This window comes from Streptomyces hygroscopicus subsp. hygroscopicus, assembly GCF_030269125.1.
Taxonomy (GTDB): Bacteria; Actinomycetota; Actinomycetes; order Streptomycetales; family Streptomycetaceae; genus Streptomyces; species Streptomyces hygroscopicus_C.
The window spans coordinates 107788-121011 of sequence record NZ_BSSM01000019.1 but is presented as its reverse complement, the minus strand read 5'-3'; the positions used below and the strand labels follow the sequence as shown (position 1 = coordinate 121011).

Sequence of the window (13224 nt, the reverse complement as noted above, 5' to 3'; positions counted from 1 at the left end):
CCTGCGGGGGCCATGACCTCGTACGACCGCTCCGTCCTCCCCGGCGACGCCGGCCGTCGGCGTGCGCTGGGGCGGGGGCCGGGGGCGCCCCGAGAGGTGCCCGGCACCGCCGGCACCGGGGAATCCGCCGACGCGGCCGAAGCGCCCGCCGTGGCAGTCGTCGCCGAGGGACCCGCTGACGTGGTCGCGGAGCCCGCCGTGGCAGTCACCGAGGAACCTGCCGAAGCGCCCGCCGTGGCAGTCGTCGCCGGGGAACCCGGCGCGCCCGCGGAGCCCGCGCCCGCCGGACCCGGGGAGAGCGCCTCCGAAGAGGCACCCGACGGCGTCTTCAAGGTCCGCCTCGCCAACTTCGAGGGCCCCTTCGACCTGCTCCTCCAGCTGATCTCCAAGCACAAGCTGGACGTCACCGAGGTCGCACTGTCCAAGGTCACCGACGAGTTCATGGCGCACATCCGCGCGATGGGCCCCGACTGGGACCTGGACCAGACGACCGAGTTCCTGGTCGTCGCGGCCACTCTGCTCGATCTCAAGGCGGCCCGGTTGCTGCCCGCCGCCGAGGTGGAGGACGAGGGCGACCTGGCACTGCTGGAGGCGCGGGACCTGCTGTTCGCGCGGCTGCTCCAGTACCGGGCGTACAAGCGGATCGCCGACATCTTCGACGCGCGCGTCGACGAGGAGGCCCGGCGGTACCCCCGTACCGTCGGCCTGGAGCCCGAGCACGCCGAGCTGCTGCCCGAGGTCGTGATCAGTATCGGGCCCGAGGGGTTCGCGAAGCTCGCGGTCAAGGCGATGCAGCCCCGGCCCAAGCCGCAGGTGTACGTCGACCACATCCACACCCCGCTGGTCAGCGTGCGGGAGCAGGCGGGGATCGTCGTCGCGCGACTGCGCGAGCTGGGGGAGGCCAGCTTCCGGGCGCTGGTGGCGGACACCGACGACACGCTCACCGTCGTGGCCCGCTTCCTGGCGCTCCTGGAGCTGTACCGGGAGAAGGCCGTCGCCCTGGACCAGGAGGCCGCCCTGGGCGAGCTGCTGGTGCGCTGGACCGGTGGGGAGGCCGCGGCCCCGGTGGTCACCGACGAGTTCGACCGGCCGCCCGAGCAGCCCGAGGAGCCCGAGGAGGAGAGGAAGCCGTGAGCGAGACCACCGAGACCCCCGAGACCCCCGAGGCCCCGGCGGGTCGGGGCGCCGTCGCCGGGCTGGAGCTGCGGCCCGCTCTGGAGGCCGTTCTCATGGTCGTGGACGAGCCCGCGACCGAGGAGCACCTGGCCAGGATCCTGGAGCGGCCGCGGCGGCAGATCGCGGACACGCTGCGCGCGCTGGCCGACGAGTACACCGTGCAGGGCCGCGGCTTCGAACTGCGCCAGGTCGCGGGCGGCTGGCGCTTCTACACCCGCGCCGCCTACGCGCCCGCCGTGGAACGCCTGGTCCTGGACGGCCAGACCGCCCGGCTCACCCAGGCCGCGCTGGAGACCCTCGCGGTCGTCGCCTACCGCCAGCCGGTCAGCCGCAGCCGGGTCTCCGCCGTGCGCGGAGTGAACTGCGACGGTGTGATGCGCACCCTGCTCCAGCGCGGTCTGGTCGAGGAGGCGGGCGCGGAACCCGAAACAGGTGCGATCCTGTACAGGACGACGAACTACTTCCTGGAGCGGATGGGCCTGCGCGGCCTGGACGAACTTCCGGAGCTCGCGCCCTTCCTCCCGGAGGCGGAGGCGATCGAGGCCGAGACCCAGGAAGGGGTTCCGTCGTTCGACCCGGACGCGCCCGACGCGCCCGGTGCAGAGGACGCAGACGACTAAGACGGAACTTTGATGCGAAGCAGCGGCAGCGGCAAGAGTGGCGGGCGCGGTAACTACCGCGGCGCCGGCAACAACCGGGACGAGCGGCAGGGGCAGGGCCGTCCCCGCAAGCCCCGCCCGGAGGAGCGCCGCTACGACGTGGGTCCCGGCGCCACCCAGGACGGCCCCAAGTCGGGGCGCGGCGGCGCGGCGCGGGGCGGCGCCAAGGGCGGCCCCAAGCGGCCCCAGCAGGGCGGTCGTACGACGCCCTCCCGCTCGCGCGAGTACGAGACGCGGGTCGAGGAGCGCAACCGGGACCGGTACGCGGGCAAGAAGGACATCAAGCTGCCCAAGACCTTCCCGGGCGCCGAGCAGGAGGGCGAGCGGCTCCAGAAGGTCCTCGCCCGCGCGGGCTACGGCTCCCGCCGCGCCTGCGAGGAACTGATCGAGCAGTGCCGCGTCGAGGTCAACGGCGAGATCGTCACCGAGCAGGGCAAGCGGGTCGACCCGGAGAAGGACGAGGTAAAGGTCGACGGCCTGACCGTGGCGACCCAGTCGTACCAGTTCTTCTCGCTGAACAAGCCCGCCGGTGTCGTCTCCACCATGGAGGACCCGGAGGGCCGCCAGTGCCTCGGCGACTACGTCACCAACCGTGAGACGCGGCTCTTCCACGTCGGCCGGCTCGACACCGAGACCGAGGGCGTCATCCTGCTCACCAACCACGGCGAGCTGGCGCATCGCCTCACCCACCCCAAGTACGGCGTGCAGAAGACGTATCTCGCGCACATCGTCGGGCCGATCCCGCGCGACCTCGGCAAGCGGCTGAAGGACGGCATCCAGCTGGAGGACGGCTACGCGCGCGCGGACCACTTCCGGGTGGTGGAGCAGACCGGCAAGAACTACCTGGTCGAGGTGACCCTGCACGAGGGCCGCAAGCACATCGTGCGCCGCATGCTCGCCGAGGCCGGTTTCCCGGTCGACAAGCTGGTGCGCACCGCCTTCGGTCCGATCACCCTGGGCGACCAGAAGTCCGGCTGGCTGCGCCGCCTGTCGAACACCGAGGTCGGCATGCTGATGAAGGAAGTCGACCTCTAGGCGGACCCGGGCGGTCTCCGGACGCGTCTTGCGCTGATCACCGTCCCCCTTTATTGTCACCGTGACGATAAAGGGGGATGATCTACATGTCCAAGCGGCCCGCGACCGGCTCGCTCCTCGGCCTCGCCCTCGGGGACGCCCTCGGCTTCCCGACCGAGTTCAAGACCGTCGAGCTGATCGAGTCGATGTTCGGACCCTGGCGGGAGATGCCGCTGCCGCAGCGCGCCCGCGTCTCCGACGACACCCAGATGACCCTCGCCCTCGGCCGGGGCCTGCGTACCGCCATGGAGCGCGGCCCCCTCGCGCCCGAGCGGCTGGAACGGCCGGTGCGCGCGGAGTTCGTGGACTGGTACCGCTCGCCCGACAACGACCGGGCCCCGGGCAACACCTGCCTCACCGCCTGCCGGCTGCTGGCGGCGGGGAGCAGCGCCTGGCAGGACGCCAGCCAGACCGGCTCCAAGGGCTGTGGCGCCAACATGCGTGTCGCGCCGATCGGGCTCGCTCCCGGCCTCAGTGACGAACAGCGGGCGGGCGCCGCCCAGTTGCAGTCCGGGCTCACCCACGGCCACCCCACCGCGCTGGCCGCCTCCGACCTCACCGCCCGTGCCGTCCGGTTGCTCGCCCAGGGCACCGAACCGGCCGCTCTCGTGGGGGAGTTGCGCGACTACGCCCTCGCGCACCGCACCCGCTACGACCACGCCTGGCTCGGCGACCTGTGGGCCCGCGCCCAGGACCCCGGCCCGGAGCACTTCATCGCGCGCGGCTGGGACGAGTGCCTGGCGATCCTGGACCGGCTCCAGGCGGCCGTGCGCACCTCTTCCCCGGCGGCCGACCCGTGCCTGGCCACCGGCGAGGGCTGGATCGCCGAGGAGGCTTTCGCCACCGGGCTGCTGTGCTTCCTGCTCTTCCCCGACGAGCCGCTGACGGCCCTGCGCCGGGCGGCCTGCACCGCCGGCGACTCGGACTCTATCGCCTGCCTGACCGGCGCGTTCGCGGGCGCGTGGCTCGGCGCGGACGCCTGGCCCGCCGACTGGGCGGAGCGCATCGAGTACCGGGAGGACCTGTTGGCGCTGGGCACACTCTGGGACGCTTAGGCCCATGATCGACAACCTCGACATAGACCTCGCGCCCGTGGTCGCCGAACAGCCCGATCCCCTGCTGTTCGCCACCGTCTCCGGGGCCCATCTGTACGGCTTCCCCTCGCAGGACTCGGACGTGGACCTCAGGGGCGTCCACCTGCTGCCCGCCACCGAGCTCCTGGGCCTGCGCGAGCCGGAGGAGACCCGGTCGAAGACCTGGGTGCGCCACGGCGCCGAGCTGGACCTCGTCACGCACGACCTGCGCAAGTTCGTACGGCTGATGCTGCGCCGCAACGGCTATGTGCTGGAGCAGCTGCTGTCCCCGCTCGTCGTGCACACCACCGACGCGCACCGGGAGCTGGCCGCCCTCGCCCCGGGCGTGATCACCAGCCATCACGCCCACCACTACCGGGGGTTCGCGGTCACCCAGTGGCGGCTGTTCGAGAAGACCGGTGAGCTCAAGCCGCTGCTCTACACGTTCCGGGTGCTGCTCACCGGCGTCCACCTCATGCGCACCGGCGAGGTGCAGGCCCATCTGCCGACCCTCGTCGAGGAGTTGGACGCGCCCTCCTACGTGTCCGAGCTGATCGCCGCCAAGGCGGAGCGGGAGCACGGGACGTTCTCCGGCGTCGACCAGGTACGCGTCGCCGCCGACGTGGAGCGTCTGCACACGGCCCTCGACGAGGCCCAGTCCACCTCCGCCCTGCCGGACACGGCCGGCGGTCACGAGGCGCTGCACGACTTCGTCGTACGCGTGCGCCTGGACGACCGGCGCATCGGCTCGACCCCGGCCCGGCTGGGCGCCTGAGGCGTCCGGACCGGCTCCACCCGGCTGGGCGGGGGCCCGGCGGCGCCCACCCGGCTGCGCGGGTGCGGGCTTCCGGGCCGGTCTCGTGTCCGGCTGTGCGGGGGTGGGTTCGCGGGGTGGTCCGCTGGGCGGCTGCGGGGTGTGGGCTTCCGGGTCGGCCTCGTGTCCGGCTGCGGGGGTGTGGGCTTCCGGTGGCGGCCCCTGTGCCGTCCCCGAGGGCGTGGACGTCCGAGTGGCGCCCCGTGCCGTGCCGTCGGTGAGGGGTTCCGGGTGCGGCGTGCGGGTGGGGGATGCCCGGCGCCTCAGGGCGGGCGTGGCGGCCGACCGCCGCCGCGCCGAGAGCCCCGGGGCGGATGCCGACGCGACCGCCGGTCCTGGCGCGTGGGCGCCGCCGAAGCGGCTGGGCCGAGCCGCGCCTGCGCGCGATCCGCCGAGGCACCTGTCGAACCGGCCCCGCTTCCGGCCTGTGGTCCGCCCTCCGGCCTGTGGTCCGCCCTCCGGCCTGTGTTCCACCCGCCCCCGGCCCGTGTTCCGCCGGCCCCGCGGCCCGCGCCCCGTCGGCCGGACGAGGCCGCGCACCGGTCCCGGAGGACAGTCGCGGGCCGTGTCGCCGACCTCGTACGGGGTGCGGGCACGGGAGCCGGGCCGCGGGCCGCGGACCCCGCGCGGTGCGACCCGGACGCGTCACGCGAGCAGGGCGGACTCCAGGGCCGAGGCCCGGCGGGTCCGGAACAGGAAGTCGGCCACCCGGGCGTGGTCCGGTTCGGGTGGCAGGGGGGTGCGGTGCAGGGCCTCCTCGGCGTCGGCGCCGAGCCGGGCCATCCATGCCTCGACCTCGGTCCAGGACACCTCGCCCCGCTTCACCGCCAGCAGCGGCTCGCGCTCCTCGCCCACGTCGATGCGCAACTCGCCGGTGCGCAGCAGATCGCGGCAGCTCGTCAGCAGCCGCAGCAGGTGCATGGCGTGCTTCCAGCGCGGGGCGCCCGTCGTCCGTACGTCCGCGTCCAGCTTCCTGCGCTGGCCCAGGGCGTAGCGGGTGAAGGTGTCGTACGCCTTGCGGGAGAGGAACGCGCCGCGCAGGGACAGCAGTTCGCGGCCCGTGTCGTCCAGGTGCTCCACCAGCGGGGAGTGCAGGCACTCCAGGATGTTCGGGTTGCCGCGCAGCGCCAGCTCGCAGAACCGTTCCAACTCCCAGGAGAACCGTTCCTCGCCCGGCCCCTCCACATGCGTCGGCGGCTTCTCGAACCGCCAGAACAGGGCGGTGGGGGCGAGGTACACGCCCCGCCGGTCGGTGTCGCTCGCGTCCGTGGCCAGGCCGAAGGCCCGGGAGCCCATGACGCAGGCGTAGATCGTGTGGTCGCGTACCAGGTCCTCGGGCTGCATGCCCGGAGCCTACGCGGCACCTCAGCCCAGCTGGATGGAGTTTCCGTCGACCTTGATCGGGTGCTCGGCCAGCGGCTTGGTCGCGGGACCGTCGGCCACCGAGCCGTCCTCGATCTTGAAGCGGCTGCCGTGACAGGGGCAGTCGATAGTGCCGTTCTGCACGCGGCTCACCGTGCAGCCCATGTGCGTGCAGACCGCCGAGAACGCCTTGAACCGCCCCTTGGACGGCTGCGTCACCACGATCTTCTGCGCGTCGAAGACCTTGCCGCCCCCCTCGGGGATGTCGCTGGTGCTCGCCAGCTTCTTCGTGTCGGCCGCCGGGGAGGTGCCCGTCGCGGCCGGGGACGCCGTGGTCATGGGACTCGTCGGATCCGTCGGCGAGGGGCTGCCGGTGCTGTCGGCCGCGGCGCTCGTGTCGCCGCCGTTGTTGCTGCCGCAGCCGGTCGCGAGCGCCGCCGCGCCCGTCGCGATCACCGTGCGCCGCGTCGCGCCCTGGGTCATGTCACCACTCCGTACACATGTCGGGATGCGGATAACCGGTGCCCGGATGCAGGCACCGGAGCCTGAACACAGGCGTCGAAACCGGATGGAACCGGCCATGCGCATCGTCTCAGCGATCGGGCGTCGCGCGCCCTGCCCACGCGGGCTGACTACGCTGGACGGGCGAGCACGACAACACCTGTCAGCGAGGAGCAGCGCCGTGGCGGTACGAGCGGTCCGGGGGGCCGTCCAACTGGAGCGGGACGAGGCCGGTCACATGGACGAGCAGGTCGGGGCCCTGCTCACCGCCGTCATGGAGCGGAACGGGCTGACCGCGGACGACCTGATCAGCATCTGGTTCACCGCCACCCCCGACCTGCACAGCGACTTCCCGGCGGCCGCCGCCCGGGGGCTCGGCATCGTCGACGTACCCCTGATCTGCGCCCAGGAGCTGGACATCGCCGGTGCCATGCCGCGCGTCGTCCGCGTCCTCGCCCACATCGAATCGGACCGGCCCCGCGCCGACATCGCCCACGTCTACCTCGGCGCCGCGGCCGCCCTGCGCAAGGACATCGCCCAGTGAGAACCGCCCTCGTCATCGGCACCGGCCTGATCGGCACCTCCGCCGCGCTGGCCCTGACGCGGCGTGGCGTCACCGTGCACCTCGCCGACCACGACCCGGAGCAGGCCCGCACCGCCGCAGCGCTCGGCGCCGGCACCGAGGCGCCCCCCGAGGGCCCCGTCGACCTGGCGATCGTCGCCGCGCCGCCCGCCCACGTGGCCGCGATCCTCGCCGACGCCATGCGCCGGGGACTGGCCCGCGGCTACCTGGACGTGGCCAGCGTCAAGGGCGGCCCGCGCCGCGAGCTGGAGGCGCTCGGCGTGGACCTCTCGGCGTACCTCGGCACGCACCCGATGTCCGGCCGGGAGAAGTCGGGCCCGTTGGCAGCCACCGGCGACCTCTTCGAGGGCCGCCCCTGGGTGCTCACCCCCACCCGGGACACCGACACCGAGGTGCTCAACCTCGCCCTGGAACTGGTCTCGCACTGCCGGGCCGTCCCCGTCGTCATGGACGCCGACGCCCACGACCGCGCCGTCGCCCTCGTCTCCCACATGCCCCATCTGGTCTCCAGCATGGTCGCCGCGCGCCTGGAGCACGCCGACGAGGCCGCCGTACGGCTGTGCGGCCAGGGCATCCGGGACGTGACCCGGATCGCCGCCTCCGACCCGCGCATGTGGATCGACATCCTCTCCGCCAACCCGGGCCCGGTCGCCGACCTGCTCGCCGACGTGGCGGCCGACCTGGAGGAGACCGTGGGCGCCCTGCGCGCCCTCCAGTCCTCCGACGAGGACAAGCGCCGTACCGGCAGCTCCGGCATCGAGGCCATGCTGCGCCGCGGCAACGCGGGCCAGGTCCGGGTGCCCGGCAAGCACGGCAGCGCGCCGCGGGTGTACGAGACCGTCGTCGTGCTCATCGACGACCAGCCCGGTCAGCTGGCGCGCATCTTCGCCGACGCGGACCGCGCCGGGGTCAACATCGAGGACGTGCGCATCGAGCACGCCACCGGACAGCAGGCCGGTCTGGTGCAGCTCATGGTGGAGCCGCAGGCCGTGCCGGTGCTCTCCAGCGCGCTGCGCGAGCGGGGCTGGGCACTGCGCCAGTAGGCCGGCGGGGGCCGGCGCCGGGCGGCGAGGCGCGGGAGGCGGTGGCGGAAGCGAGGGCGGCGATGAGCGTGGGGCGGTCACGGGGGCGGCGGCGTGCGTCCGGACGAGTGACCCACACCCAGTAACCTTGTGCGGGGCGCTCTCGCACCCCGACCCCGCCCACACCGCACCAGGAAGGTGTCCCCCCGTGGAAAACGGCGCCGCCCCGACCGCCAAGCCCGTGATCGTCGCGATCGACGGTCCCTCCGGCACGGGCAAGTCGAGCACGTCGAAGGCCGTGGCCGCGCAGCTCGGCCTGAGCTACCTGGACACCGGCGCCCAGTACCGGGCGATCACCTGGTGGATGGTGCACAACGGCATCGACCTGGCGGACCCGACCGCCATCGCGGCCGTCGCCGGCAAGCCCGAGATCGTCTCCGGCACCGACCCGGCCGCCCCGACCATCACGGTCGACGGTGTCGACGTGTCCGCGCCGATCCGCACCCAGGAGGTCACCTCCAAGGTCAGCGCGGTCAGCGCGGTGCCCGAGGTGCGCACCCGGATCACCGAGCTGCAGCGCTCGCTGGCCACCGGCGCCGAGCGCGGCATCGTGGTCGAGGGCCGCGACATCGGCACGACCGTGCTGCCCGACGCCGACCTGAAGATCTTCCTCACCGCCTCCCCGGAAGCCCGCGCCGCCCGGCGCAGCGGTGAGCTGAAGGGCGCCGACCTGCACGCCACCCGCGAGGCGCTGATCAAGCGCGACGCCGCCGACTCCAGCCGCAAGACCTCCCCACTCGCCAAGGCCGACGACGCGGTCGAGGTGGACACCACCGAGCTCACCCTCGCCCAGGTCATCGAGTGCGTCGTCACCCTGGTCGAGGAGAAGCGGGCGGCGAAGTGAGCCTGCCCTCCGGGAGACGGGACGTGGACCTCCCCTCCGCAAGGGGCGCCGAGGTCGGCCGGCGCATCGGCGTCGGCCTGATGTACGGGCTGTGGAAGCCGCGCGTGCTGGGCGCCTGGAAGGTGCCCGCCAGCGGCCCGGTGATCCTCGCGGTCAACCACTCCCACAACATCGACGGCCCCATGGTCATGGGCGTGGCGCCCCGCCCGACGCACTTCCTGATCAAGAAGGAGGCGTTCGTCGGCCCGCTGGACGCCTTCCTGACCGGCATCGGCCAGCTGAAGGTGGACCGCGCGGCCGCCGACCGCGCCGCCATCACCCAGGCCCTCGGGATCCTGGACGCCGGGGGAGTCCTCGGCATCTTCCCGGAGGGCACCCGGGGCGACGGCGACTTCGCCTCGCTGCGCGCGGGCCTCGCCTACTTCGCGGTCCGCAGCGGAGCGCCGATCGTGCCCGTGGCCGTACTGGGAAGCTCCCACCGCCCGGGGCGGTTGATAAAGGCGCTGCCCCCGCTGCGCTCGCGCGTCGACGTCGTCTTCGGCGACCCGTTCGACGCGGGCGACGGCTCCGGGCGGCGCACGCGCCGGGCGCTGGACGAGGCGACCGAGCGCATCCAGAAGCAGCTCACCGGCCACCTGGAAAACGCCAGGCGCCTGACCGGGCGCTAGGCGACACTTGAGTAGTGGATCAGCCCATCGAGGGATATGCCCACCAGGGCCTGTTCCACCGATCACCACGATGAACGACGAGGTACGGACTTCATGACCGACGACATCCAGCCCGACGGCTCGGCAGAGCACGAGTACGAGCACGGGGCTCTCGGCGACGCCGAGTACGCGGAGTTCATGGAGCTCGCCGCGGTAGAGGGCTTCGACATCGAGGACGTCGAGGGCGCCATCGAGGCGGCGGGCCACGGCCCGCTGCCCGTGCTCGCCGTCGTCGGCCGCCCCAATGTCGGCAAGTCGACCCTGGTGAACCGGATCATCGGCCGCCGCGAGGCGGTCGTCGAGGACAAGCCCGGCGTCACCCGCGACCGCGTCACCTACGAGGCCGAGTGGGCCGGCCGCCGCTTCAAGGTCGTCGACACCGGCGGCTGGGAGCAGGACGTCCTCGGTATCGACGCCTCCGTGGCCGCCCAGGCCGAGTACGCGATCGAGGCCGCCGACGCGGTGGTCTTCGTGGTCGACGCCAAGGTCGGCGCGACCGACACCGACGAGGCGGTCGTACGACTGCTGCGCAAGGCCGGCAAGCCCGTGGTGCTGTGCGCCAACAAGGTCGACGGCCCGAGCGGCGAGGCCGACGCGGCGTACCTGTGGAACCTGGGCCTCGGCGAGCCCCACCCGGTCTCCGCGCTGCACGGCCGCGGCACCGGCGACATGCTGGACGCCGTCCTGGAGGCGCTGCCCGAGGCGCCCGAGCAGTCCTTCGGCACCGCCGTCGGCGGCCCCCGCCGCATCGCGCTCATCGGCCGCCCGAACGTCGGCAAGTCCTCCCTGCTGAACAAGGTCGCCGGCGAGGAGCGCGTCGTCGTCAACGAGCTGGCGGGCACCACCCGCGACCCGGTCGACGAGATGATCGAACTGGGCGGCGTCACCTGGAAGTTCGTGGACACGGCGGGCATCCGCAAGCGTGTCCACCTCCAGCAGGGCGCCGACTACTACGCCTCGCTGCGCACCGCGGCGGCCGTGGAGAAGGCCGAGGTCGCGGTCGTCCTGATCGACGCCTCGGAGAACATCTCGGTCCAGGACCAGCGGATCGTCACCATGGCCGTGGAGGCGGGCCGTGCGATGGTCATCGCCTACAACAAGTGGGACACGCTGGACGAGGAGCGCCGCTACTACCTGGAGCGGGAGATCGAGACCGAGCTGGCCCAGGTCGCCTGGGCGCCCCGGGTGAACGTGTCGGCGCGTACCGGCCGCCACATGGAGAAGCTGGTCCCGGCCATCGAGACCGCCCTCGCCGGCTGGGAGACCCGCGTCCCCACCGGCCGGCTCAACGCCTTCCTCGGCGAGCTGGTCGCGTCCCACCCGCACCCGGTCCGGGGCGGCAAGCAGCCGCGCATCCTCTTCGGCACCCAGGCCGGCACCAAGCCCCCGCGCTTCGTGCTCTTCGCCTCCGGCTTCATCGAGGCGGGCTACCGACGCTTCATCGAGCGCCGCCTGCGCGAGGAGTTCGGCTTCGAGGGCACCCCGATCCACATCTCGGTCCGGGTGCGCGAGAAGCGCGGCACGAAGAAGAAGTAGGCGCGGTACGACGCGAAGGGCGGCCCCTGTTCCCAGGGGCCGCCCTTCGCGTGTGCGGGTGTCACGCGCCGCGGCGCGGTCCGGGTGGCAGCGCCGCGGGCACATGGTGCATCCCGGTGTCCTGCTGCGGCCGCCCGACGGTGCCGACGCGCTGCCACTGCGACTGCTGACGGGCGCTGTACGCCCCCGCGCTGTAGGCGCTGTACGAGCTGCTGAACGACCCCGCCCGGTGGCCGCCGTACGACCACCCCGTGCGGTCCGGCAGACCGAAGGGGACGAACCTCAGCCCCTCCTCGCCGCTGCGGTCGCCCGGCAGTGTGCGAAAGGCCTTGACCCACTCCGCGGCGAGCATGTCGAAGATGGGCGTGGCCGAGGCACCACCCGCCCCTTCCTGCCCCGTCCGGGCGGACGGAACGGAGGAGAACGAGGACCGTCGGGGCGAAGTGTCGTATGCGTGCACGTATGTCCAAACGACGGCGCACGGGAAGGGATGCGGTTTCGCGACCTTCCTTTGCGCGCGGCTCAGGTCCCCGCGAGCGGCAGCGCCGCCGCCACCAACCTGCCGTTGGCGGCGGCCTTGTCGAGCGAGTCCCGCAGCAGGTCCTCGCGCGGCTGGCGGCCGATGGAGCCCACCGGCGCGGCGAACATCAGCACCTGCTGGTGCTTGTTGGCCGCGGCCCGCCAGCCGTCGGTGACCTGGAGCGGCTGGTGGGCCTGCCACCAGGCGACCGGGTGGCCGCCGGGCGGGCCCGGCTGGAGGACCGCGTGCAGCTGGCCCACGGCCAGCAGCACCGACCAGCCGTGCAGCACCGGTGGCACCGCGACCAGCTCGGTCACCGGCATGAAGCCCTGCTCGACGAGGAGCGGCAGGAAGTCGTCCCCGAGGCCGGCGGTGCCCGGACGCACGATGGGCGAGGTCGGCTCGACCACCAGCGCGGGGTGCAACTCGCCCTCGATCAGGACGAGTCCGCTGGTCACGCCGAGCACCGCCTGCTCGGGCGCGGGGCGTTCCGGCTCGCCGCCGTCGAACTGCGCGCCGATGGAGCGGACGGCGCCCTGCAACTGCTCCTCGGTGACCTGGACGACCTGCGAGGGCAGGCAGCTGGCGTGGGCGAAGGCGAGGACCGCGGTCTCCTCGCCGACGAAGAGGACGGTGCTGGTGCGCTCCTGCTCGGAGTCGCCCGGGGTGCGGCAGGACGTGCAGTCGTAACTGCCCGGGGCGTTCTCTCCGGCGAGCAGCCGGTCGGCTTCTTCGTCGCCGATCTCGGCGCGTACGGCGTCACTGACGTCGAGCATGCGCGGCACGGGTGGCTCCCTTGGGATGCGTGCTGGACCGGTCGGGTGGCTCCCGGCCGATGAGCCCCAGGGTTCCGGGCTCATGAAGAAGACAACGGGCGTCCTGTGGTGGGGGTCACGCATGGCGGAGCACCGGTTCGAACCAACCGCCGCGCAGGGTCACCTTCGGTACGGAATCGGCCACTCCCTGTCAACTCGCCGTCAGGTCAAGCCGCTTGAACGGGTGAGGTGGCTCACAGGAAGACGTCCGGCAGGGGTGAGAAGTCGGTAAATCAGTGGATGTAGTGGGTGTCCGGAAATCGCCGATACCGACGGTAACCGTCAACTGGCCTGGCACGACGGTCATTTGGTTGATGTCCGGCGCCCGCGTTCCCTACATTCCTCCGCCGTGTGCAACGAGCACCGCTCGGGTTCGTCCGTCACCCGGCGCCGGCATCGCGTCATCGCCGGCACCGGGGGCACGGACGGGGCGGGCGCGACGAACCGCGGTCCTGCGCGGGATGACGCGCTCCGCCCG

Annotated in this window: 14 protein-coding genes; 10 read left to right on the top strand and 4 right to left on the bottom strand. The window is 73.0% G+C overall.

Annotated features, from left to right (window positions below; translation table 11 throughout):
- The first annotated feature begins 12 nt into the window (after positions 1–12).
- From QSK45_RS32650 to QSK45_RS32630, 5 genes are all read left to right on the top strand, one after another.
- On the top strand, positions 13–1134 hold the full coding sequence (locus QSK45_RS32650) for a segregation and condensation protein A (RefSeq protein WP_285562511.1): 1122 nt from the start codon (positions 13–15) through the stop codon (positions 1132–1134).
- Positions 1131–1796 (top strand): SMC-Scp complex subunit ScpB, encoded by a 666-nt coding sequence (scpB, locus tag QSK45_RS32645; protein WP_285562510.1) that lies wholly within the window; start codon positions 1131–1133, stop codon positions 1794–1796. Before QSK45_RS32650 ends, scpB begins: the two co-directional genes overlap by 4 nt.
- Before the next feature lie 12 nt (positions 1797–1808).
- Positions 1809–2870 carry a pseudouridine synthase gene (locus QSK45_RS32640; protein ID WP_285562509.1) on the top strand — a complete coding sequence of 354 codons (1062 nt, stop codon included), beginning with the start codon at positions 1809–1811 and terminating at the stop codon, positions 2868–2870.
- A gap of 86 nt (positions 2871–2956) precedes the next feature.
- Positions 2957–3964, top strand: a complete 1008-nt coding sequence (locus tag QSK45_RS32635; protein ID WP_285562539.1) for an ADP-ribosylglycohydrolase family protein — start codon at positions 2957–2959, stop codon at positions 3962–3964.
- A 4-nt stretch (positions 3965–3968) separates the two neighbouring features.
- Positions 3969–4757 (top strand): nucleotidyltransferase domain-containing protein, encoded by a 789-nt coding sequence (locus QSK45_RS32630; protein ID WP_285562508.1) that lies wholly within the window; start codon positions 3969–3971, stop codon positions 4755–4757.
- Positions 4758–5441: 684 nt separating this feature from the next.
- On the opposite strand, the gene QSK45_RS32625 is transcribed toward QSK45_RS32630, so the two are convergent.
- Together QSK45_RS32625 and QSK45_RS32620 are read right to left on the bottom strand one after the other, a co-directional pair.
- Positions 5442–6140, bottom strand: a complete 699-nt coding sequence (locus QSK45_RS32625; protein WP_285562507.1) for a nucleotidyltransferase domain-containing protein — start codon at positions 6138–6140, stop codon at positions 5442–5444.
- Between the two features lie 21 nt (positions 6141–6161).
- Positions 6162–6641: a Rieske (2Fe-2S) protein gene (locus QSK45_RS32620; RefSeq protein ID WP_285562506.1), complete on the bottom strand. Its 480-nt coding sequence runs from the start codon at positions 6639–6641 to the stop codon at positions 6162–6164.
- A gap of 199 nt (positions 6642–6840) precedes the next feature.
- On the opposite strand from QSK45_RS32620, the gene aroH reads away from it, so the two are divergent.
- The 5 genes from aroH to der all read left to right on the top strand — a co-directional run bounded on the left by aroH (position 6841) and on the right by der (position 11411).
- The gene (aroH, locus tag QSK45_RS32615; protein WP_285562505.1) at positions 6841–7203 is read left to right on the top strand and encodes a chorismate mutase; all 363 of its coding nucleotides are present in this window, start codon (positions 6841–6843) and stop codon (positions 7201–7203) included.
- Positions 7200–8285, top strand: coding sequence for a prephenate dehydrogenase (locus tag QSK45_RS32610; RefSeq protein WP_285562504.1), 1086 nt, complete (start codon positions 7200–7202; stop codon positions 8283–8285). The genes aroH and QSK45_RS32610 overlap by 4 nt, the downstream gene beginning before the upstream one ends.
- Positions 8286–8472: 187 nt before the next feature.
- Positions 8473–9168 (top strand): (d)CMP kinase, encoded by a 696-nt coding sequence (gene cmk, locus QSK45_RS32605; protein ID WP_285562503.1) that lies wholly within the window; start codon positions 8473–8475, stop codon positions 9166–9168.
- Positions 9126–9836, top strand: coding sequence for a lysophospholipid acyltransferase family protein (locus tag QSK45_RS32600; protein ID WP_395482583.1), 711 nt, complete (start codon positions 9126–9128; stop codon positions 9834–9836). The genes cmk and QSK45_RS32600 overlap by 43 nt, the downstream gene beginning before the upstream one ends.
- Positions 9837–9929: 93 nt before the next feature.
- Positions 9930–11411: a ribosome biogenesis GTPase Der gene (gene der / locus QSK45_RS32595; protein WP_285562502.1), complete on the top strand. Its 1482-nt coding sequence runs from the start codon at positions 9930–9932 to the stop codon at positions 11409–11411.
- 61 nt (positions 11412–11472) lie between these two features.
- Here the strand turns inward: der and QSK45_RS32590 are convergent, their stop codons facing one another.
- Entirely contained in the window at positions 11473–11871 is a 399-nt protein-coding gene (locus tag QSK45_RS32590) for a hypothetical protein (protein ID WP_285562501.1), read from the bottom strand.
- A 62-nt stretch (positions 11872–11933) separates the two neighbouring features.
- Complete coding sequence (locus tag QSK45_RS32585; protein WP_285562500.1) at positions 11934–12716, bottom strand: DUF8842 C-terminal domain-containing protein; 783 nt, start codon at positions 12714–12716, stop codon at positions 11934–11936.
- Positions 12717–13224: the final 508 nt, after the last annotated feature.